21 protein-coding genes and 1 other annotated feature are annotated in these 23718 nt (G+C 30.3%); of the genes, 17 read left to right on the top strand and 4 right to left on the bottom strand.

Features of this window, described 5'->3' with window-relative positions:
* Positions 1-53: 53 nt before the first annotated feature.
* The 14 genes from recJ (at position 54) to Q428_RS07015 (ending at position 15992) form a co-directional block, all read left to right on the top strand.
* On the top strand, positions 54-1838 hold the full coding sequence (gene recJ / locus Q428_RS07080) for a single-stranded-DNA-specific exonuclease RecJ (RefSeq protein WP_035379511.1): 1785 nt from the start codon (positions 54-56) through the stop codon (positions 1836-1838).
* Positions 1839-1864: 26 nt separating this feature from the next.
* On the top strand, positions 1865-2290 hold the full coding sequence (locus Q428_RS07075; protein ID WP_035379509.1) for a hypothetical protein: 426 nt from the start codon (positions 1865-1867) through the stop codon (positions 2288-2290).
* Between the two features lie 289 nt (positions 2291-2579).
* On the top strand, positions 2580-3428 hold the full coding sequence (locus Q428_RS07070) for a PocR ligand-binding domain-containing protein (protein WP_051515029.1): 849 nt from the start codon (positions 2580-2582) through the stop codon (positions 3426-3428).
* A gap of 20 nt (positions 3429-3448) precedes the next feature.
* Positions 3449-4447, top strand: coding sequence for a sensor histidine kinase (locus tag Q428_RS07065; RefSeq protein WP_051515028.1), 999 nt, complete (start codon positions 3449-3451; stop codon positions 4445-4447).
* Positions 4448-4515: 68 nt separating this feature from the next.
* The gene (locus Q428_RS07060) at positions 4516-4932 is read left to right on the top strand and encodes a DUF6438 domain-containing protein (protein ID WP_035379507.1); all 417 of its coding nucleotides are present in this window, start codon (positions 4516-4518) and stop codon (positions 4930-4932) included.
* Between the two features lie 282 nt (positions 4933-5214).
* On the top strand, positions 5215-6348 hold the full coding sequence (locus Q428_RS07055) for a DUF3798 domain-containing protein (protein WP_035379505.1): 1134 nt from the start codon (positions 5215-5217) through the stop codon (positions 6346-6348).
* A gap of 70 nt (positions 6349-6418) precedes the next feature.
* Positions 6419-8032 carry a sugar ABC transporter ATP-binding protein gene (locus Q428_RS07050; RefSeq protein ID WP_341349015.1) on the top strand — a complete coding sequence of 538 codons (1614 nt, stop codon included), beginning with the start codon at positions 6419-6421 and terminating at the stop codon, positions 8030-8032.
* Complete coding sequence (locus Q428_RS07045) at positions 8025-9068, top strand: ABC transporter permease subunit (protein ID WP_035379501.1); 1044 nt, start codon at positions 8025-8027, stop codon at positions 9066-9068. The genes Q428_RS07050 and Q428_RS07045 overlap by 8 nt, the downstream gene beginning before the upstream one ends.
* Before the next feature lies 1 nt (position 9069).
* Positions 9070-10371 carry an ABC transporter permease subunit gene (locus Q428_RS07040; RefSeq protein WP_201769263.1) on the top strand — a complete coding sequence of 434 codons (1302 nt, stop codon included), beginning with the start codon at positions 9070-9072 and terminating at the stop codon, positions 10369-10371.
* Positions 10372-10613: 242 nt separating this feature from the next.
* On the top strand, positions 10614-10988 hold the full coding sequence (locus Q428_RS07035) for a L,D-transpeptidase (protein ID WP_035379499.1): 375 nt from the start codon (positions 10614-10616) through the stop codon (positions 10986-10988).
* Positions 10989-11040: 52 nt separating this feature from the next.
* Positions 11041-13164, top strand: coding sequence for a DNA topoisomerase III (locus Q428_RS07030; RefSeq protein WP_051515031.1), 2124 nt, complete (start codon positions 11041-11043; stop codon positions 13162-13164).
* 161 nt (positions 13165-13325) lie between these two features.
* Complete coding sequence (locus tag Q428_RS14480) at positions 13326-14126, top strand: abortive infection system antitoxin AbiGi family protein (RefSeq protein ID WP_051515026.1); 801 nt, start codon at positions 13326-13328, stop codon at positions 14124-14126.
* A gap of 136 nt (positions 14127-14262) precedes the next feature.
* A complete protein-coding gene (locus Q428_RS07020; RefSeq protein WP_051515025.1) occupies positions 14263-14961 on the top strand; it encodes a L,D-transpeptidase in 699 nt (232 codons plus the stop codon).
* Between the two features lie 143 nt (positions 14962-15104).
* The gene (locus tag Q428_RS07015; RefSeq protein ID WP_035379497.1) at positions 15105-15992 is read left to right on the top strand and encodes a hypothetical protein; all 888 of its coding nucleotides are present in this window, start codon (positions 15105-15107) and stop codon (positions 15990-15992) included.
* 143 nt (positions 15993-16135) lie between these two features.
* Here the strand turns inward: Q428_RS07015 and Q428_RS07010 are convergent, their stop codons facing one another.
* The 4 genes from Q428_RS07010 to Q428_RS16330 form a co-directional block, all read right to left on the bottom strand.
* Entirely contained in the window at positions 16136-17359 is a 1224-nt protein-coding gene (locus Q428_RS07010) for a VanW family protein (RefSeq protein WP_035379494.1), read from the bottom strand.
* A 179-nt stretch (positions 17360-17538) separates the two neighbouring features.
* Positions 17539-18372, bottom strand: coding sequence for a phosphatase PAP2 family protein (locus Q428_RS07005; RefSeq protein WP_035379492.1), 834 nt, complete (start codon positions 18370-18372; stop codon positions 17539-17541).
* A 184-nt stretch (positions 18373-18556) separates the two neighbouring features.
* Complete coding sequence (gene asnS, locus Q428_RS07000; RefSeq protein ID WP_035379491.1) at positions 18557-19948, bottom strand: asparagine--tRNA ligase; 1392 nt, start codon at positions 19946-19948, stop codon at positions 18557-18559.
* A gap of 81 nt (positions 19949-20029) precedes the next feature.
* Positions 20030-20276 (bottom strand) — a binding site (T-box leader).
* A gap of 68 nt (positions 20277-20344) precedes the next feature.
* Entirely contained in the window at positions 20345-20479 is a 135-nt protein-coding gene (locus Q428_RS16330) for a hypothetical protein (protein ID WP_278244880.1), read from the bottom strand.
* A 201-nt stretch (positions 20480-20680) separates the two neighbouring features.
* On the opposite strand from Q428_RS16330, the gene Q428_RS14475 reads away from it, so the two are divergent.
* From Q428_RS14475 to Q428_RS06985, 3 genes are all read left to right on the top strand, one after another.
* Positions 20681-21853: a YecA family protein gene (locus Q428_RS14475; RefSeq protein ID WP_051515024.1), complete on the top strand. Its 1173-nt coding sequence runs from the start codon at positions 20681-20683 to the stop codon at positions 21851-21853.
* A 107-nt stretch (positions 21854-21960) separates the two neighbouring features.
* Complete coding sequence (locus tag Q428_RS06990; RefSeq protein ID WP_035379488.1) at positions 21961-23235, top strand: glycosyl hydrolase family 18 protein; 1275 nt, start codon at positions 21961-21963, stop codon at positions 23233-23235.
* A gap of 174 nt (positions 23236-23409) precedes the next feature.
* A complete protein-coding gene (locus tag Q428_RS06985; protein ID WP_035379486.1) occupies positions 23410-23694 on the top strand; it encodes a hypothetical protein in 285 nt (94 codons plus the stop codon).
* Positions 23695-23718 lie beyond the last annotated feature (24 nt).

Genomic DNA, 23718 nt, shown 5'->3' with positions numbered 1-23718 from the left:
ACAGCTAAGCTATTATTGCTCATAAAGATTATTATAAATTATGGAGGACAAGAATGAAGACAATATGGAGAATGAAAAATGATTTTAATGTTGAAGATATAGATAATTTTTCTAAAACCCTAGGGGTTAGCAAGGCATTAGGATTAATTCTTTATTCAAGAGGTATACAGAATATAGATGATGCAGAAAAGTTTTTAAATCCAAAATTAAGGTATTTACATTCCCCAAGAAACATGATGGACATGGATAAGGGAACGAATATAATTTTGGATGCAATAAATCAAAAAAAATCAATTGTTATTTACGGAGATTACGATTGTGATGGCGTAACTAGTACAACAATAATGTATAAGGGTCTGTTAAAGTGTGGAGCTAGGGTGAGCTATCATCTTCCAGATAGAATAGAAGAAGGATATGGTCTTAATAGTGAAACAATAAAAAAACTCCATAAAAATGGGTGTGAAGTCATAATAACATGTGATAATGGTATTTCTTGCATTGAGCAGGTAAAGCTTGCTAAGAGTTTAGGTATGACAGTAGTTATAACAGATCATCATGAGATTCCATTTGAAGTTAATGAAAGAGGAGAAAAAATTGAGTTAATTCCTGATGCAGATGCAGTAATTAATCCTAAAAGAAGTGATTGTAAATATCCATTTAAGCACCTTTGTGGTGCAGGTGTTGCATTTAAATTTATTCAGACTATGTACCATAAATGTAAAATTGATTCAAAAGAACTACATGAATTTATAGAACTAGCAGCTATAGGAACTATATGTGATGTTGTAGAATTAACAGGAGAAAATAGAATAATAGCAAGTATTGGCATAAAGATGCTAAATCAAACAACAAACAAAGGTCTGAGGGCACTGATTAGAGAAATTGGTTATGAAGGAAAAAAGTTAAGGTCAGGGAATATAGGATTTCAGCTTGGACCATGTATAAATGCTACTGGGAGACTGGAAAGTGCAGAAATATCAGTAGAGTTATTAATGAGTGAGGATGAATCTAAGGCTGAAGATATGGCAAAGAAACTCAGGAGATTAAATAAGGAAAGACAGGATTTGACAAATAAAGCTTTAGAAGAAATAATATTGCAAATAGAAAATTCAAAATTAATTAATGACAAAGTCTTAGTTGTGTATAAACATGATTTGCATGAGAGTTTAGCTGGAATTATTGCTGGAAGATTAAGAGACAGATATAATAGGCCTGCATTAGTTATTACAAAGGCAAAGGAATCAGCTAAAGGTTCAGGAAGATCTATAGAAGAGTATGACATGTTTAGTGAGTTAACAAAGTGTAAAGACTTGTTGATTAAAGTTGGAGGTCATCCAATGGCTGCAGGTTTTTCCCTGCTAGAAGAAAATATTGATGGATTCAGAAAAATGTTAAATGAAAATTGTAAATTAACTGAGAAGGACTTGACGTGTAAAATTGATATTGATGAGGTACTCAAAATCCAGGATATAAATATGGAATTTATAAATGAGATTGAAAAGCTTGAACCCTTTGGAAAAGGAAACAAAGAGCCATTGTTTAAAATAGAAAATACTATTATTGAGAAGATAGATATTATAGGAAAAAATAAAGATATGTTTAAATTTTTATGTAAACAATCAGGGGTTGAAACTTCAATGACTGCAGTTAAATTTTCTGAAGCAGACATGTTAATTACTAATTTGAAAGAGTATGTGGAGGATATACCTTTAGAAGAGGTAATGAGAAATCCAATGGAAATAAATTTGAAAATGGATATAGTTTTTAAACCTTCTATTAATGAATGGAATAACAACATATCAGTTCAAATGCTTATTAATGATTATAGAATACTATGAAATTATTTAAAGTTTGGGGGGAATTTATGACAAGAAGGGTTATGATTAAAAAGAATCTATTTGCTAAACTAGCTAACGGAACAGAGATAGTAATAAAATCAGGTGATATTTATAATCTAGAGGCAGAGTACAGTATAGAAGACAATAAAGGTGAAAAAGTAAGAAAAAGTATTATATATAAAGATGAAAATTATATGCCTTTAGTTTTAAATAGTGAAAATCTTGAGGAAGTTAGATTGGTTTTCATGGAGTATTTTTTTCCGGATTTCTCAGAAAACCATAAGCTTGCAAGTATTGCTGATGTAATGAAAGACATTAAAGAGCAAAAGAAAGCAATAGAAGAGAAAAAACATCCTCTTATGATGATAGCTTTAATTGGAGAGGTAATTGAATGTAAAGAGGGGATTTATGTATGGGACAAAGAAAATCAGATATATAAAATTTTGAAATGAGCTAAATTTTATTGTTTTTGTTAAGAGAGTGGACTTTTGTGGTAAAGCCACTCTCTTTTTATGCTAAAATAAATGTCAGAAAATGACGAACATTTAATTCTCGGAATTATTGTAAATGTATTTTGAGAAGTGATATAATATAACAAGTTTCTCTAAAATACAACAAAAATTAATATTTATTAAAAAATGATTATAATATATTTTTTTATTTTTATATAATATTAAATCTGAATTTACTGATTAAACTAGCCTATTTTAAAATATTCCATACATTCTAGGAGGGAAAAAATTGAAATACAATTTCACTGACCTTGTTGATATTCAAAGTTTTGAAAAATTAATGAAAGACTTTTATAAAATAACTGGTATACCCCATGGATTATTAGATAAAGATGGGAATATTTTGAGTTCAATCGGTTGGCAAAGTATATGCACAAATTTCCACAGAAAATATGAAAAGAGTGCCATTAGATGTAAAGAAAGTGATTTGGCATTGAATGGTGTAGAGATTACAGATAAAGGGTATGGAATTTATGTTTGCAAAAATGGGCTTGTTGAGGCATTTACACCAATTAAGGTAGAGGGTGAAGATGTAGCTTATATAGTTTTTGGTCAGTTTTTTCTGGATAAGCCTGATATAGATTACTTCAAAAGTCAAGGAAAAGAACTTGGTTATGATGAAAAAGAATATATAGATGCTTTATTAAAGGTACCTGTTATAACGATGGAACAGGTTGATAACTGTATGTCGTATTACGCTCATTTATCTGAATTGCTATCAAAGGCAGGGTATGTTCAGTTAAGGCAAAAGGAAATCGAAGAAAAACTGAAAAAGAGCAATGAAGACCTTGAAAAACTGGTTGAAGAAAGGACTTCAAAATTAGCAGAGGATCTTGAAGAAAAAAGAATTATAGAAGAAAAACTCAGGGATAGCGAAAAAAGATATAGAGACTTAATTGAGCTACTTCCCTATGGTATCTTCGTAAGAATAGATAACGAAATTGTTTTTGCCAATAAGACAGCTGCAAAGTATTTTGCTTTAAATAAACCAGAAGATCTAATAGGAAAAATATCAATCAGTTATTTTATCCCCATCCTGATTCGGAAAATGAGTTTTACAGTCATTTCGAAGAAATAGAAAAAAACGGAATAATCCCATTGAGGGAGGAAAAATTAATCAGAGTCTGCGATGGTAAAGTTTTAGAGTTAGAAACTATAAGAATGCTTATTGAATTCAATGGTAAAAAAGCAACATTGATAGTGAATATAGATATTTCCGAAAAGAAAAAGATGGAAGAAATAAATAGAAAAATGGAGGAAAGTACAAAACTTCTAAATGAGGCATTGGAATACGATAGGCTTAAAACAGAATTTTTTGCTAACATATCTCATGAGTTAAGGACACCAATCAATGTTATTTTAAGCGCTTTGCAAATGTGTGCGTTTATGCTTAATAATGAGAAAATGAAGAATGATACAGATTCATTAAACAAATATTTCGAAATGATGAGAATAAATTGCTTTAGATTAATCAGATTAGTAAATAATTTATTAGATATATCGAGGCTCGATACTGGCAGTGTTTCTGTGGAATATAAAAATTGCGATATAGTTAAAGTTATTGAGGATATTGTAACTTCAGTTGCAGAATATGTAAAGGATGCTGGAATTGAGATAGTTTTTGACACGGAAATAGAAGAAAAGGTTATTTCAGTGGATCCAGAAAAAATAGAAAGAATTATGCTGAATTTACTTTCAAATGCAGTAAAATTTTCAGGAACAAATGGAAGAATATTTGTAAGCCTTTATGAAAGAAATAAAAAACTTTTTGTTTCAGTTAAAGACTGGGGTGTTGGTATTCCTGAGGAAAAACTGACCTATATATTTGACAGATTTGTACAGGTTGACAAATCGCTTTCAAGAAGTAGTGAGGGTAGTGGAATAGGTTTGTCAATTGTAAAGTCCTTGATAGAACTTCACGGTGGTAATATATACGTAAATAGTAAGATAAATGTTGGAAGCGAATTTATTATAGAATTACCTATACGCAAGCTTCCGAAAAGAAAGTTATCAAGCAGAAAGCATTTTGGAGATTATTCTAACCTGGACCGTGTAAAAATAGAGTTTTCAGATGTTTATTTTCATAATATGATTTAAATGGTATGGTTAAGTAAATAATATTATTGTTGTAGCAATTTACCTTATTGAAAGAAAGGATGTTTTATATGAGTGGTTTAATTGAAAAAGCAGATATAAGAGAAATTACACTTGAAAGAACAATGAGCTATGGGAGATTTCCGGTGTATAAGATTATATTTAGAAATGATGGCACTGCAATATATGAAGGTAAAGATAATGTTGAAAAGATTGGACGTTATATTGGTGAAATAGATAAAAATGACTTTAATTGGTTGGTTGAATTAATTAATAAATTAAATTTTTTAGACTTAGACGATAACTATTCTTTAAATGAGAGTGAAAGTGCTAGTGTTATAACAACAGTAGAGTATGATGGAAAAAGGAAAAGGGTGGCAAATCATGCTGAAGCGGGTCCAATGGAATTATGGACAATAGAAAAGGTTATTGATGGAATAATTTTTGATATATATTGGGAAAATGAGGATGAAGTAGGAGCAGAATAATCTGCTCCTTTTTATTATGGGTTCCATTAGGAAACTTATGATAATTTTTAGCAAGTTCTAAAGGTTATATAAATATAAATATATATATAATACAGATAAACTGATGTAAAATTCAAAATTTTACAAAAAATGAAATTCAAAAGAAGGAAAAATTTAAAAAATGGAGAATAAGAATATAAAAGATTTACCCAATCAGTTAATAGTTATTAATATAACTATATATTTTTATTTAAAGGGGGGAAAAGGATTTTTTCTTTAAAACATTCTTTGGGAGGGGTATTAATGTTTAAAAAAGTATTAGCATTAATTTTATCAGTCCTTGTTGTTGTAGGACTAACAGCTTGTGGTTCAAGTACAACTTCAAGTTCAAAAAATTTTAAAATTGGTATAATGACTGGTACTGTATCACAGGGTGAAGAGGAATATAGGGCTGCTGAAAAGATGAAAGCAAAATATGGAGATATGATCGTTCTCCAAACATATCCTGATAATTTTATGAAAGAACAGGAAACTACAATTTCAAATGTTAAAACCATGGCATCTGATCCAGATGTTAAAGCTATTGTAATATGTCAAGCTGTTCCAGGGGTTTCAGCGGCAATTGATGCAGTCAGGGAAACTAGGCCTGATATGTTATTTATTGCTGGAGTTCCTGGTGAAGACCCAGATATGATAGCAGGGAAGGCAGATATCGTTCTTCAGGCTGACGAGCTGGGAATGGGAACAACAATAATAGCTCAGGCAAAGAAAATGGGAGCAAAGACATTTGTTCATTATTCATTTCCAAGACATATGTCCTATCAACTTCTTGCTATGAGAAGAGACATATTTAAGGCAGAATGTGAAAAGAATGGGATAAAGTTTGTTGATGCAACTGCACCAGACCCAACAGGTGATGCTGGAGTTCCAGGAGCACAACAATTCATTCTTGAAGATGTTCCAAGAAAAGTTAAGGAATTAGGTAAGGATACTGCATTTTTCAGTACAAACTGTGCAATGCAGGAACCACTTATAAAATCAGTATTAGAGCAGGGAGCTATATATCCACAACAATGCTGCCCATCACCTTATCATGGATACCCAGGAGCACTTGGAATACAGATACCTGATGATAAGAAGGGTGATGTGTCCTATGTTGTTGCTGAAATTGGAAAGAAGATACAAGAAAAGGGCGGAAAAGGTAGATTCTCAACTTGGCCAGTTCCAGTTAATATGATGTTTGTTGAAGGCGGAGTTGAATATGCAAAGGCATTTTTAGAGGGTAAGACAAATGGAAAGGTAGATAAATCTAAGATTGAAGAAATATTCTCAAGCATAGCTGGTATGAAAATCAATTTAAATACTTTTAAAAATGAAAGTACTGGCAAAACATTTGATAACTTCTTTATGATTCTTTCAGATTATATAACATTCTAATAAATCTACAGCAAAGGCTGTCTTTTTGACAGCCTTCTGCGTAATTAAATTTGGATGCGGGGGGATGGACTTGAAAAATGGTGCAAATATTCTCCAGATGAAGAATATTGAAAAGGAGTATTTTGGAAATAAAGTTCTCAAGGGGATAAATTTATCCGTAAGGGCAGGAGAAATACATGCTCTGCTTGGAGAAAATGGTGCTGGAAAATCAACTTTAATGAATATACTATTTGGTATGCCTGTTATACATAGTACTGGTGGTTACAAAGGAGAATTTTTAATTGAGGGACGAAAGGTAGATATAAAATCACCAAAGGATGCAATGAATGAGGGGATAGGTATGGTACATCAGGAGTTTATGCTGGTACCAGGCTTCACTGTAACAGAAAATATAAAGCTTAATAGAGAGATACTTAAACATAATCTTCTGAGCAGGGTATTTGGTGAAAATTTAAAAAGTCTAGATTATGAAAATATGAACAAGGATGCAAGAAAAGCTTTAAATACTATTGGAATAAATATAGAGGAGTGGGCAACGATTGCAGGTATGCCAGTTGGTTACATGCAGTTTGTAGAAATTGCAAGGGAGATAGACAAAAGCAATGTAAAATTGTTGGTATTTGATGAACCAACAGCAGTTTTAACAGAGAGTGAAGCTAAAACTCTGCTTTCTGCAATGAAAAAATTAGCAGATTCAGGCATAGCTATTATTTTCATTACTCACAGACTTGATGAAGTAATGAGTGTTGCTGACAGTATAACCATTTTAAGGGATGGAGAAGTTGTGGCAACAAGAGATAAAAAGGACACAAATGTAATGGAATTAGCAGAATTAATGGTTGGAAGAAAGATTGAGCGAATTGCTAAGAGTGATGGAAAGAGAAATTTATCCAAGGGAAATATAATGACAATTAAGAACTTAAAGGTTCAAATGCCAGGTGAGGAAGTTAAGGGTGTGAACCTTGAAATAAAAGAGGGAGAAATATTAGGTATTGGTGGTCTTGCAGGTCAAGGCAAGATAGGAATAGCAAATGGAATAATGGGATTATATAACTCTGATGGAGAAGTTATATTCAGGGGCAAAAAACTTAAATTAAACTCTCCAGAGGAATCTTTAAATAATGGTATTGCTTTTGTGTCTGAGGATAGAAGGGGAGTAGGACTACTTTTGGATACTTCAATAGAAGAAAACATCACAATTACTGCAATGCAAATCAAAAAGAAATTTATTAAGAATTATTTTTTGTTTACACAATTAAGTAAAAGTGAAATGAGGCAGCACAGTTTAAAAATGATAAAGGAACTGGATATAAGATGCAGAGGACCACAGCAGGTAACTAGAAGATTAAGTGGAGGTAATCAGCAAAAGGTCTGCATAGCAAGGGCTTTGACTATGGAACCAGAAATACTTTTTGTTTCAGAGCCAACAAGAGGAATAGATATTGGTGCAAAAAAGTTGGTTCTAGATCTATTATTGAAACTCAATAGAGAAAAAGGAATGACAATTATTATGACATCAAGCGAACTTGGAGAATTGAGGGCAATATGTGACAGGATAGCTATTGTTTCTGAGGGAAGGATAGAGGGTATTTTAAAACCTGAGGATAGTGATGCTGAGTTTGGTCTTATGATGGCTGGACATTACAGCAAATTGCGTAATAGGGAGGGACTAGAGGATGCCTAAGAAGCTACAAGAAACTATCAATAGAATTGGTATACCAAGGTTGATAATAACTGCATTTTTTATATTTTTGTGTATACTTGCAGTATTATTAGGGTTACCAATAGGTTCATTAATTTCTGATACCTTAGTAAGAACAGGAATGAATGGTGTGCTAGTTTTAGCAATGGTCCCTGGAATATTATGTGGTATTGGTCTTAATTTTGGTTTGCCATTGGGGATTGTATGTGGTTTAATCGGTGGGCTAATAAGTATTGAAATGAATTTAACTGGACTTAAGGCTTTTTCAGTAGCAGTTTTAATATCAGTACCTATCTCAGCAGTAGTTGGGTATTTTTATGGAATGCTTTTAAACAAGGTTAAAGGCTCAGAAATGATGGTATCTACATATGTAGGGTTTTCAGCAGTATCCCTTATGTGTATAGGATGGTTGGTCATGCCATTTAATAGTCCTGAAATCAAATGGCCAATAGGTAAAGGTTTAAGAACTACAATTACACTTACTTCAAGATATGCAAAGGTACTTGATAACCTCTTTAGCTTTTCTATAGGAGGAATTGTTTTTCCTACAGGTCTTTTAGCTTTCTTTTTAATTTGCTGTTTTATTATGTGGAGATTTTTAAGGAGTAGGGCAGGTATAGCTATGAAGGCAGTAGGAGATAATCCAGTTTTCGCAAGTGCTTCAGGTATTAATGTTAACAAGTCAAGAATAATTGGTACCATGCTATCAACGATTTTAGGTGCAGTTGGTATAATTGCATATGCACAGAGTTTTGGTTTTTATCAATTATATCAAGCACCGATGATGATGGGTTTTGCAGCAGTAGCAGCAGTTTTAATTGGAGGAGCATCTGCAAAAAATGCAAAGATATCCCATGTTATTTTAGGTACATTTTTGTTTCAAGGGTTATTGACAGTTGCATTGCCAGTAGCGAATAAAATTGTTACTGAAGGTAATTTAGCTGAAGTCTTAAGAATTATTGTAAGTAATGGGATTATCCTATATGCACTAACAAAGGTTGGCGGAGGTGGCGAATAGAATGAGTGAAAATACTAGTTTAAATTTACAAAGAGATAAAGGAAACAGCTTAGGGTTAGGAGGAATTGTAAAAAAGATATTGTTTGATAATATGGTAACGATTCTATTCGTTGTACTTTGTATATTTGGAATATATTTTTCTGGACAATCATTAGCCTTTATTACTGGAGAATTAATAACAAGAATTGCTAGAAATGCATTTTTAGTATTATCACTTATTATACCAGTACTTGCAGGTATGGGTTTAAACTTTGGTATTGTTATTGGAGCTATGGCTGGTCAAATAGCAATTATTGCAGTTACTCACTGGAAAATAACAGGCATTGCTGGATTCTTACTTTGTATATTAATTAGTACCCCATTGGCGATATTGTTTGGTTATTTTACTGGTAGACTTCTAAATAAAACTAAAGGTCAGGAAATGATAGCCAGTATGATTTTAGGATTTTTTGCAAATGGCTTATATCAGCTTCTGTTCTTGTTTTTTATAGGAACAATTATTCCTATGAAAAATCCAACTTTAGTTTTAAGTGGAGGTATAGGAATAAAAAATACAATAGATCTTTCTGGTGGAATAAAATATGCTGTGGATGGTCTTTATAGGATGCCATTGTCACTAGCCTTATTGATAATATCGCTGATATTAATCGTAATAAATATTTATAAATATTTAGAAACAAAAAAAATAAAAAGAAAAGATAATGAGAAGTATCTTTTTTCAGTTGGAGCATCAATTTTATTACTTATTTTATCTATAGCTCTTATGGTTTTTAGAACCTCATTTATGTTTATCAAAGTTCCATTTGTAACTATACTTGTTATTGTTGCTATCTGCATATTCAATGTTTTTATTGTTAAGACTAAACTAGGTCAGGATTTCAGAACTGTTGGACAGGATATGCATGTAGCAAATGTTTCAGGTATAAATGTTGACAAAATCAGAGTAACAGCAATAATCATATCCACTGTACTTGCTGCTTGGGGACAATTAATTTTCTTACAAAATATTGGTACTTTGAATACCTATGGAAGCCATGAACAAGTAGGTATGTTTGCAATTGCAGCTCTTTTAATCGGAGGGGCTTCAGTTACAAAGGCAACAAATAGCCAGGCAATAATAGGTATAATATTATTCCACACCTTGTTTATCGTATCGCCATTGGCTGGAAAAAACCTTTTAGGCAGTGCTCAGATTGGTGAGTATTTTAGAGTATTCGTTGCGTATGGAGTAATAGGCGTTTCCCTTGGGTTACATGCCTTTAAACAACAGATAGAAGCAAAAAACAAATTTAAATCACAATAAAAGGTGGATATAATCTAATAATCGACTATTAAAATATATAAGAAAATAATAAAATATGCCCATAATGTTAATTTGGATAATATAAAACTTCTTTAAAGGTGAGTAGTTTTATTATCTGAATAAATTATGGGCATTTTTATTTTCATTAATGTTGTAAGTTTTTTTTATTTAATTTTTATGATTGCTTATTTTTTTAAAAAGTATAATATAATTAAATGTATACAATTTTAAAAGGTGATGTCATGTATTATTGTCCACTTGCAAAAGCTTTCTTTTTATTAAGAGCCAATTATTTGATTATAGTTGATACAAAGGAAAGAAGGTTAAGTTTATTAATAAATAATAAAATAATCAAAAGTTATAAAGTAGGTGTTGGAAAACCTTCCACACCAACACCAAAGGGAAGATTTAAAATAATAAATAAAGTAATTAATCCAGGAGGACCATTTGGAGCAAGATGGATGGGGCTAAATGTAAATGGTATTGGTATTCATGGAACAAATTCACCTGAATCAATAGGTAAATATGTATCCCATGGTTGTATAAGAATGTATAATAGAGATGTAATTGAACTTTTTAATAAAGTTCCTATTGGAACACCGGTAGTTATAAATTAAAATACTAAAGAAAAATATTATATTAACATAAAGAGGAAAAGTGAGTGATAAAATGGGAAAAGTTTTAGTAGTTGCAGAAAAACCATCTGTTGGAAGGGATATCGCTAAGGTTTTGGGTTGCAATAAAAAGGGTGAAGGATTTTTAGAAGGGGATAAATATATTGTTACATGGGCCATAGGGCATTTAATAACTTTATGCAAACCTGAGGAATATGACCCATTATATAAAAAATGGACATTCAGTAATCTGCCAATTATACCAATAGAAATGAAATTAAAACCAGTAGCTTCAACAAAGAAACAATATGCCATAGTTAAAAAATTAATGAATAGCAAGGATACCGACTATATTGTATGTGCAACAGATAGTGGAAGAGAAGGGGAACTCATATTCAGGTATATATATGAAATGGCAGGATGTAAAAAAGAGTTTAAAAGATTGTGGATTTCAAGTATGACTGATACTGCAATAAAAGATGGGTTTGAAAATTTAAAGTCAAGCAGAGAATATGACTATCTGTATTATTCTGCAAAGTGTCGTTCTGAGGCTGACTGGCTTGTAGGAATGAATGCCAGCAGGGCGTTTTCAATAAAATATAATGCTCTATTAAGTATAGGAAGAGTTCAGACTCCAACTTTATCATTAATAGTTCAAAGACAAAGAGAAATAAATGAATTTGTTCCTCAAAAATTTTATGAAATAGTAAATCTATATGATGGATTTACCGGGACTTGGATTGATAAGAAGGACAATGAAACAAAAATATTCAATGAAAGTAAAGCAAAAGAACTGCTAAATAAAGTAAAGGGAAAAAAAGCCAAGGTAACAGAAGTAAAAAAAGAAGTTAAGAAACAACCTCCACCTTTGCTTTATGATTTAACTGAACTACAGAGGGAAGCAAACAGGAAATTTGGATTTTCTGCCCAAAAGACACTATCAGTTGCCCAGGATTTATATGAAAAAAAGAAGCTAATTACATACCCTAGAACTGATAGTAGATACTTAAGTACGGATATGATACCAAAACTAAAAAAAATAATAGGAAAGCTAGATAAAGAGATATATGGAAAATATACAGATTATATTATGAATAAGGATAAACTTACAATAACTAAAAGAATAGTAGATGATACTAAGATTACAGATCATCATGCAATCATTCCAACAGATGGAAGTCAGAATATCAAAGGATTAACTCAGGAAGAATTTAAAATATATGATCTAATTGTTAGAAGATTTGTTTCAGTTTTTATGCCAGATTATAAATATACATTAACAACTGTTATGACTGAAGTAGAAGGAGAAAGTTTTATAACCAAGGGAAAAACTATTATACAGCATGGCTGGACAGAATTAAATTCTATTGAATCAGCGGAAAATGATGAAGAAAAAAATCTTCCAGATATTAAGGAAGGTGAGGAATATCAGATACAAGATACAAAAATTATAAATAAAGAAACGAAACCACCAAAGGCATATACTGAAGCATCACTTTTATCTGCAATGGAAAATGCAGGCAGATTTATAGATGATGAAGAATTAAAGGAACAGCTGAAGGATGGGGGATTAGGTACACCAGCTACCAGGGCAGGAATAATAGAACGGCTAATTGAGGTAGGATATATAAATAGAAAGGGTAAGAATTTAGTTCCAACTGAAAAAGGTATGAAACTTATTGATATAGTTCCAAATGAATTGAAATCCCCTGAAACAACGGGAAAATGGGAAAAGGGTTTATCATCTATATCAAAGGGTAAATTAGATTCAAATAAATTTATGAACAGCATTAAAAGATATGTAAAATATATAATTGAAACTTGCCTGAAGGAAAATAAAGAAGTTGTATTTACAGATGACAATAAAAGCAAAACAAGTAAAAAAAAGTTTACTAACTTAGGGCAATGTCCAATTTGTAAAAATGGTATTGTACTTGAAAACACAAAGGCCTTTTACTGTAGTGAATGGAAAAATGGGTGTAAGTTTACTATATGGAAAAATTCCTTAGAAACTTTGGAAATTATGATTGATGCAAAGATGATAAAAAAACTTTTAAAAAATGGAGTTATCGAAAAAGTAGAGGGTAAATCACCTGGAACTTCTAAAGCTATTGAAGGAAATTTAGTATTTAAAGAGGGTTTCAAAGGAGTTGGACTTATTAATATCGTGGAAAAATAAATGTTCCAGGAATAATTTTTAAATTTTAAAAAAGAATAATATTAAGATTAATTAATGTGTGACTTTAATATTATGGAAATTGACTTATATGGCGCCACTTTCGATGCCTCTGGCATAATAGTGGCGTTTGTTATTGCTAAAAGATAAAGGAGGACAATAAAATGAGCGGCTCAACTATCAGTGCCAATGCATTGTTTCATTTTACCAATGATTTGATTGAAATCGAAGATAGTTTAATAAATGGTTTTTATCCTAGATATTGTTTAGAGGATTTTAGCTATCTATTTTCAAAAGAAAAAACAAAAGAAAATTATAAATATGCAGTTCCTATGATATGTTTTTGTGATATTCCATTATCTCAGATAAAAAAACACATAGCTTACTATGGAAGATATGCAATAGGACTGTCAAAGGAATGGGGAAGAAAAAATAAAATAAATCCTGTTATGTATATATTAGAAGAGTCTTTGCCCACAACATATCTTAGAGAAATATTTGAACTTTTTTATGACAACGATTCCTCGTTTTTTGATTGTGATTATAAAAACCAAAAGGGAGATAAACTCAATACGATAGCAGCTTATTTTAATCAATTCACCACATATTTAAAGCCATATGAAAACTTTAGAGATAATAAAACAGCAGAAGTAAAATACTATGACGAAAGGGAATGGAGATATGTTCCAGATATAAATGAATTAATAAGGTTAGGTTTGCCACTGAAATTAGGTGAATACAAATTCGTGAAAGAGGTAGATGCTTTTAATAAAATTCTTTACAAAAACTGTAGACTCTCTTTTAATTATGAGGATTTAAAATACATCATTGTCAGCAGGGAAAAGGAAGTCTATGATATGGTTGAAAGAATTGATAAAATAGATAATAGTATATTTTCTTGCGTGGCAAAAAGATTGTTATATACCAAGATAATATCATTGGAAAAAATTTTGCAGGATTTTTAAAACCAGGTGAATTTACAAAGATATATTTGCAAAATAAAACGAATTTGATAGAATATTAGATGTAATATAAGTAAAATTGACTAAATTTGCATAATGCAATGTCAATTTAAGGTATTAGAAGTCAAGGGGGAAAGGCATGAAAAGAAGGACATTAATTTTTAATACTATTTTTATTTTAATTTCTATTATTCTATCAACTGTAACCTCTGTATATGCAAAAAATTTTGCCAATGTAGAGAACATTACTGTTTTAAATGCAGAGCAAACGAAACCAGTTTTAATAAGAGAACAACCTAATCCAAGATCCAAAGTTATTGGACAAGCATACGGAAGTCTTATGGAGATAAAAGTATTACAAAATAAAGGAACTTATTCATTAATTCAGGCAAGAGATTATAATAATCTTAAAATTATTAAAGGATATGTTCCAACATCTCTAATAAAAAATGTAAAACCTCATCAGAGCTATATGGTTCTTGTAGATTTAAGTGAACAAAAAACATATGTATACAAAGAGGATACAGTAATTAGGGAAATGAAATGTTCAACAGGTGTTAAATCAAGTCCAACACCAGTAGGTAGATTTTTAATAGGCGATAAAGGTAATTATTTTTATAGTGCAAAATACAAACAAGGTGCATATAATTGGGTGAGGTTTAATAAAAATTACCTGTTCCATAGTGTACCAACAGATAACAAGGGTAAAGTAATCAAAAGTGAAGAAGAGAAACTTGGACAACTAGCTTCACACGGGTGTATAAGGCTAGGTATGCAGGATTCAAAATGGATTTACAACAATTTACCAAAGGGAACATTAGTTATAATACAAGAATAGAGAGTTAGTATAAAAGACAGCCAGAGTTAGAAGGAGAAAATCTTTCCTCTGGCTTTTAAAATAACACAAATTGTGTTTATAATATAAAACTAAACAACATAAAATAACATTGATAGATTGTTTTGATGGGGAGATATATTGCAATGAAATATACAAAATATATCTTAATTTTATTAGCTGTTGCTTTTTTATTTTATTTTGGATACTCAAAGAGTTATGTAAGTACGTCGAATATAGATTTAGCTAAAGAAATATTTAACAATTATGATGCTTTGAGAAAGGAGCAAAGAGATTTTAATTATATATATACTTTTATTGATAACAATATAAACGTGTTAAACAATGAACAGGCAAGCATCATAGTAGATGATTTTTTAAGAACTCAGGAGGAGAAAATAGAAAAGTTAAATGAAAGGCTTTTATCTAAGGACTATGATATATTAATGAGAAAAACCTTTCCAATTTATTTCGATTATTCATTAATAGATACTATACCAGATAAGGAGTTAAAAAAACTTTTGAAAAATATCTGTGAAAGTGGGTATAAAATTTTAAATATCGATGGAACTTACATTGCCACCATAGATTATGAAAAAATCAGCAAATTTGGAAGTAGGGTTAATGCAGAATTAAGGGACTATATCGATATTATGAAGATTGAATCATGCCATATAATTGAAAACTATACAGATATGACGAATCTATGGGACGAGATTGCCAGCAGATGTGTGTTAACTGAGAATTATCTAAGCAATTACCAAAAATCCACACGTCATGACAGGGTAGAAAATATATATTATGCATATCTGCATATATATCTGGAAGGAGATGAAAAAAATCCAATAATTGATTCTTATTCAAATAAAGTGAAGCCCTCAGTTATTAAAAGTTATGAGAACACCCTAAACCGTTACAAGAATACAAAGCTTAAAAAAATTATTGAAAGATATTTAAAATTATTGAAGGAGCAGGAGTATACATTTACAAAGGAGATAGAATTTTTTATTAAAAAAAATACCGGAGGATTATAAAAAATATAATAAAGATGAAAAATTACTAACAAGACTTTTACTTATTGTTGACATAAATTATTAAAAAACAAAACCCCCTGAAGGAATTAGGTTTAAATTCTTCAGGGGGTTCAATATAACTTAAAATTTAACTATTGGTTAACTTACCTTAAATATGAATCAGATGAAACCAAAACGGTTTTAGTCAGTTTGCCATTAACATATATTTTTTTATAGGTTTTAGAATAAATATGTGTTGAGGTTTTTTTATAAACGTATGATGAAATATCTATTTTTGTATTACCTGATGGCATTTGACTATAAAAATTTACTGTTACCTGTTTTTTCTTAGTGTCGACGTAGGTTTGGATATAAATAGGATAGTTTGTGGTATTTTTAAACTTAAAATCAATAGCATTACCAGATATTGTTGCATCTCTGCCAGGGGAGACGTAAGTAACAGCCTTTCCATGGGGTTTTCGCTCAATGACTTGTAAATCTGAGTATAAAACAGTATTGTACAAGGTTGTAACTAACTGACATATACCTCCAGCTAGTCCTGGCTCTACCTTTCCATTTACAAATATGGGAGCATCCTTATAGCCATTTTCTTTTGTTCTTGCACCAAAAGCCTTGTTTGCAGAAAAGGTTTCTTTTGGCTTAATAATATATCCGTTTATAGAATTTGCAGCTATAATGATATTATTTGTTCTATTAGCATCTAAAGATTTAAGTGGTGTTGAGAAACCTGCAATTTTGAAATTAGATTTTGAAAGTTTCTCAGATGTAATCTCAGGAGATATTTTTATGTATGGAACTTTAACTGATTCATCAAGATTTAGTATGGCTAATACAATGTTAGTTGATAATTCTATTTCATCAATATTAATTCCATATTCCTCCTTTTTTATAACAACATAATCCTTTACATATTCAAGTTTTGCGTTAACTGGTAATTTACTATATTTGGAGGAAACACTTGAAGCATAGTCAAGGATTAAGTTTTCATTATATGACATAGGTAGTTCTATATAGTAAGGAGATGTTACAGAAGTATTATCATTAAGTCTATCAATAGTATATTGCTGAGCCTGTTTAATAGCAGAATCAATATCGTAAAACACACCAAAGGCAGAATATGGTGCTGAAAAAGAAATGTTTTCTAGTTCAAAATTTATTTTTTTCTCCTCTATAAATTTATTTAATTCTTCCTTTAATTTTTGGTATGCTTCATCTTTAGTTAAACCACCTATGTTAATGTTATTTACATATATTTCCTGAGAAATAACAATTGGCTCTTCAACTGCCATGGAATTTATTGGACCACTTAATATAAATGTTAATAAAATATAGATAAGAATTTTTGAGATAAATTGTTTTTTCTTCATATCCATCCTTTCTTGTAAATTGCTATATAAAATTTTATTACAAGATTGACTTAAATATGATTTAATAGAGTAATAATTTTTTAAGCAGTTTTTTAATTTAAGAGCATTACTATAAAGATTTCGATGGGATGAAATATCAATGTGTAATTACTTCAGATATACACAATGCCATATTTAGATTAATGAATTTTTTTAAATGATATTGGAGCTACAGTTGTTGTGTAAATCCCTATTAAAAAATATCTAATTAAATCTGAAAGAATGGATTCTGGTAAAAATTTTTTAATATATATTTTAATTAAAATTATTGGTATTATACCAATAAAAAACTTAACAACATTTAATTTCAGGCTTTTATTAATTTCAAAATTTATAAATTTGCTTTCAAGTATGTATCCTATATAAAAACCAGTGGATATTCCTACAGCTTTATAGTAATCAGGACTTCTAAAGAAAAAAAGCCCCAAGAATGCAGGAATTAGAATAAATAAAAAAACTTGTGGTTTATTGTTGATTTCGCTATATTCAAACAAAGAATCTGTTATAAAAACACTTGCTATACCCAGGAGGATACCTGCTATTACATCCTTTGGCCAATGTACTCCAAGATAGAGCCTTGATAGACCTATAGAAAAAATCATAATAGTACCCAAAATGTTTATCCATTGTTTTTTTATGTTTTTAATTAAAAAAAACCAAAAGGCAGCGGCATTTTGGGTATGTCCACTTGGAAATGAAAATCCTGTTGCAGTACTTATTCGAAGTGAACGTATACCATTTGTCCCAATAGGTCTTTTAAATTTAAATAAATCCTTTATAGCGCAGTTTAGTATGCCGCTGATTAAAAATGTAAAACCTAATTTATAAGCAAATTTTTTGTTAATGAACCAATAGGTTATAGTAAGAAACAATATATAGAAATACTCTTCTCCTAGGATGGTTATAAATTGAAAAACATTATCTAATATAGGATTTGAAAAAGACTGTATATATTTTATTATTTCCAATTCCATGTTTACCTCCAGTATAAAAGTTTATATTCACAAAGGAAAGTCCATAAATCTGCTTAATAAATATGTAGCTGAAAATTCTACATTTGATTTATTGCAGAGTTTATGGACGTAGGATCTAGATATTTGATTTTTCTATTTTGCAACTGTATTTATTTATTCATAAAAATTTGGTGAGGTATTAATTTTAAAACTCTGCTGTTCCAGCAGTTCTTGGGAAAGGTATTACGTCTCTTATATTTGTCATACCTGTTAAATACATTAATATTCTTTCAAATCCAAGACCATAGCCAGCATGCTTAGTTCCACCGTATTTTCTCAGTTCCAGATACCACCAATAGTCTTCTTTCTTTAGACCCATTTCGTTAATTCTGCTTTCAAGAACATCCAATCTTTCTTCTCTTTGGCTACCACCTATAATTTCACCTATTCCTGGTACTAATAAATCAGCAGCTGCAACTGTCTTTCCATCATCATTTAATCTCATATAAAATGCCTTAATGTCCTTTGGATAATTTGTAACAAATACTGGCTTTTTAAATACTTGTTCAGTTATATATCTTTCATGTTCTGTTTGAAGATCGATTCCCCATTCAACAGGGTATTGGAATTCAACGCCAGATTTTTTAAGTATTTCTACAGCTTCAGTGTAGGTTATTCTTGCAAAATCAGAATTTGCAACATTGTTTAATTTATCGAAAAGATTAGGTTCAATGAAAGTATTAAAGAATTCCATTTCTTCTGGGCAATTTTCCATAACATAGGTTATGATATATTTTACCATTTCCTCTGCTATATCCATGTAATCTTCAAGTTCTGCAAAGGCCATTTCAGGCTCTATCATCCAGAATTCAGCAGCATGTCTAGCAGTGTGGGAATTTTCTGCTCTGAATGTTGGCCCAAAAGTGTAGATATTTCTTAGAGCTAAGGCATAAGCTTCACCGTTTAACTGTCCGCTAACTGTAAGATTAGTTTCTTTTCCAAAAAAGTCTTTTGAAGTATCTACCTTTCCTTCTTCTGTTCTTGGAACATCGTTTAGATCAAGGGTTGTTACCCTGAACATTTCTCCTGCACCTTCACAGTCACTTCCAGTTATTATTGGAGTATGAACATAGACAAATCCACGTTCCTGGAAAAATTTATGAATAGCATATGCAGCAACTGAACGAACCCTGAAGACTGCTGAAAAAGTATTGCTTCTAGGTCTTAAATGTGCAATTGTTCTTAAATACTCAAATGAATGCTTTTTCTTTTGTAGTGGAAAATCTGGTGATGATGTTCCATGTATTTCAATTTTTGTAGCTTTTATCTCAAAGGGTTGTTTTGCTTGGGGCGTTAATTCTAAAACACCATTAACAACTATTGAGGAACTTACAGAAAGCTTAGTTATTTCTTTAAAATTATCTAATTTTTCGTCAAAAACTATTTGAACATTCTTAAAGAAGCTTCCATCATTTAATTCAATGAAGCCGAAAGTCTTAGAATCTCTAACTGTTCTAATCCAACCAGAAACTTGAACTTCTTTACCTGTAAATTTTTCGGTTTCTCTGTAGAGATTTTTAACTAATGTAGTTGTCATAAACCATACCTCCTAGACTATTATTGTTGATTATATTAGAAAATTTTATACTGTTTCAAAAATAAAAAACCTTTCAATCCCTTAAAGGACGAAAGGTTATATTTCGCGGTACCACCCTATTTGTCATATTGAATATGACCAGCTCTAACAAGTACTAAATAATACTCTCCAATCTGTAACGGTTTGGCTCCGTCTAAGCCTACTTTTCTTAAGAATTTCGGTTAGAAACTCCGAGATGTTCTTCCCTATAGGCCTCATATCGATCTTCCACCATCATCGACTCGCTTTAAATCGTACCTATAGCTACTCTTCTCTTCATCGTTTTTAAATCTATTACTGAAATTATAATATTCAAAATAAAAAGTGTCAACCATATAATTATGTAAATTTAAAATTTTATTTATCTTTTATATTTCTCATACAATAAACTAGAGTTTGACATTCACGGTGATAATTTATACAAGCACAGCACTTGCCATGGTTTTCACATTCAATTTTCGGACAAGTACATTTTTCGTTACATTGAGCCATATTTCCACCCCCACTAATTTAGATAGAAGTATTTTAACATATTTATAATTTTAAATAAATAGCAGAATTAATTATATGATATAAATTGTTATCCAAACTATTGACATATTATAAATAAATAATAAAATATTTTGTTGTTAATATTAATTTATTTCTTAACAGGTAGAATAACAAATAGTTGCTTAGAAGGGAAAATTGCAAATGAAAAAATGTACCAATGAACAGAAAATAGTTAAAAGTAGCACAACTAAATCACAATTTTGTGTAGATCTAATGGAGTTAAAAGATTTTAAAAGGATGATAATAAAAACAGATAAAGAGTTGTCAATAGAAGAGTATTTAGAATTTCTGAAAGTATCAGAACTAAATGATTTAAAGAAAAGATTAGAAGTGAAGGGAAATTCAAAGTTAAAAAAGAGTGACCTTGTGAGGTTTTTATCAGAAGAGATAAAAGAGAAGCTACCTTACATATTAAAGAGACTTACAGAAGAGGAGTTTAAATTCATTTTATCACTTATAAAAAACAGTGGTAAATCTTGTGTAAATTTATTTGATCTTCAACTTAGAAAAAAGATACTAAATATTAAAAAATGGGGTGTTATTTATATAGCATCTTCTGATATGGTAAAAACTGAAGTTAAGATTCCACTAGAATTTGTAGAAATTATAAATAAACTTTTATTGAATCAAATTTATTATGATGACATTTTAAAAAGACATAAATGGATAAAAATTGCAAAGGGGCTTTTATTTTATTATGGTGTAATGAATGCAGATGATTTGTATCATATGGTTAAAGAATTTGTTGGAGAGGACATTCAATCAGATGAATTTTTAACGCAGCTAAATTCTAATGCAGAATATAAAGATACAATACTAAAGCGTAATGATATTTATTATTTTAAAGACGTTTTATCACCGGAAGTAATATACATTGAGCAACAAAAGAGAAAGGATATAAATTTTGCAAAGCTTAATATAAATGAAGTTCTTAATGCTAGCTGTGGAATGGAAATAAATTTAGAAAAACATGAGAAAGATTTTTACAATTATATCTTGTTAACATATAATACTTCAGAAGAATATGCAAGGGAAATTATTGAGAAGTGTAAATATTTAATAAAAAACAATTATGCTTTTTCAGAAATACTAGATTTATTATCAAAAAAGTTCAATATTAAAGATTTAAGTATTTTCCTAGAAATTACAAAACACATTGAAAATTTATGGAATAACACAAAGCTTTGGGTGTTAAAGGGTAATACATCTATTGAGGTCTATAAAGAGAAGAATTCTGAGGAGAAAAAAGTAGGTAGAAACGATCCTTGTATATGTGGAAGTGGTAAAAAATACAAAAAATGCTGTGGCAATTAAAATAGTAAAATTAAAAATTTCATAAATAACAAATGTTACTATGTAAGTAACATTTTATTGATAATCAACATATAATATAAATAGAGTACTTAAACTAGGTGAGGTTTTTGATATTACATGTTGTAAAACCTGGAGAAAGTCTATATAGTATCTCAAAACTATATGGAGTGGATATGAGCAAAATCATAAAAGATAATGAAATGATGAATCCTAATAATTTGGTTGTTGGTCAGACCATTGTTGTACTTGAAGGCCTTCGAAAACATAAGGTTATGCCAGGTCAAAGTCTTTATTCTATAGGTAAATTTTACGGGGTTAATACTAAGGATTTATTGTCGGCTAATCCAGATCTAGGAAATGTACTTATGCCAGGGCAAGTAATAAATATACCAGACAAAACAAAAAAGCTTGGTACTATAGAAGTAAATGGGTATGCTTTTCCTAATATAGATATGAATGTACTGATGAAAACCCTTCCAAACTTAACTTATCTAAGTATATTCAGTTATGAAGTAAGAAGGGATGGGACATTAAAGGAAATAAATGACCTGCCTCTGATAAATGAAGCAAAAAAACTCAGGGTAGCACCTTTAATGGTAATATCCAATATTGAGGAAGGGAAGGGATTTAGCAGTGATATAGCCCATGAGATACTGACAAATAACGTGATTCAAAATAAATTAATAGAAAACGTGGTTAATGTCTTAAAGGAAAAGAGTTATTATGGTTTAGATGTAGATTTTGAATACATTTATCCCTATGATAGAGAAAATTATATAAAATTTTTAAGAAAAATGAACGAGAGACTTAAACCTTTAGGTTACACTTTAACAGTTGCTCTAGCACCAAAGACTTCAGGAGAGCAAAAGGGATTGTTATATGAGGCCCATGACTATCCTTCAATTGGTAAATATGTTTCCCATGTTATACTTATGACATATGAATGGGGATATACCTATGGACCAGCCATGGCAGTAGCTCCAATCAATGAAGTCAAAAAGGTACTGAGTTATGCTGTAACAGCCATTCCACCAAATAAAATATTATTAGGAATTCCAAATTATGGGTATGATTGGACGTTGCCATTTGTTCAGGGATCTGCAGCAAAAACATTATCTAACACGGGTGCCGTAGAACTTGCAAGGATGGTAAAAGCTGCTATTAAATACGATAAGGAATCCGAATCTCCTTTTTACAATTATTATGATGGAAATGGAAAGCAGCATGAAGTTTGGTTTGAAGATGCTAGAAGTATATTAGCAAAATTATTGCTTGTTAATAAGTACAACTTAGGTGGCGTCAGCTATTGGACAATAGGCAGATATTTCCCACAAAACTGGCTAGTCTTAAGAGCACTCTATGATGTGAAAAAGGTATTGTAATATATTGAATCTACATTAGATAAATAAATCAATCTAATGGTAGATTTTTTTTGAATTTTTATAATCTAAAATAATAAAAATTTTTAAATTAAAAACAAAGACGAAAATTGTAGAAATTTTGTTTTTGCGATATAATATAAATAGGGAAAATTAATATTGTATAGGGGTGAATTAATGAACAGATATGTGTTTAGTCTTTTGTTAATAATCGTAATTTTTTCCTTTATGACTAAGTTACTTAATAAGCATTTCAAAGAAAAAAAATATGTAAAATATATACCTGGTATTTTAGCTTTAATATTTGGAGTATACAATTATTATTTATCACAACAAGAAAGTACAGTGGCATTTATGGATTTAGTTAGAGCATTATTAGCAATGATGTCAGGTGTTGCTGCTTTTACAGTATTTTTTATTGGTTTTCTTTACGATTATATAATACCAAAGTTAAAAAGGTAGAGTTAAGTGGCGTTTACAAAGTTA

This window comes from Fervidicella metallireducens AeB (assembly GCF_000601455.1).
Lineage (GTDB): Bacteria > Bacillota > Clostridia > Clostridiales > Caloramatoraceae > Fervidicella > Fervidicella metallireducens.
The sequence above is the reverse complement of the archived record's forward strand: the minus strand, read 5'-3'. Positions and strand labels throughout refer to the sequence as shown.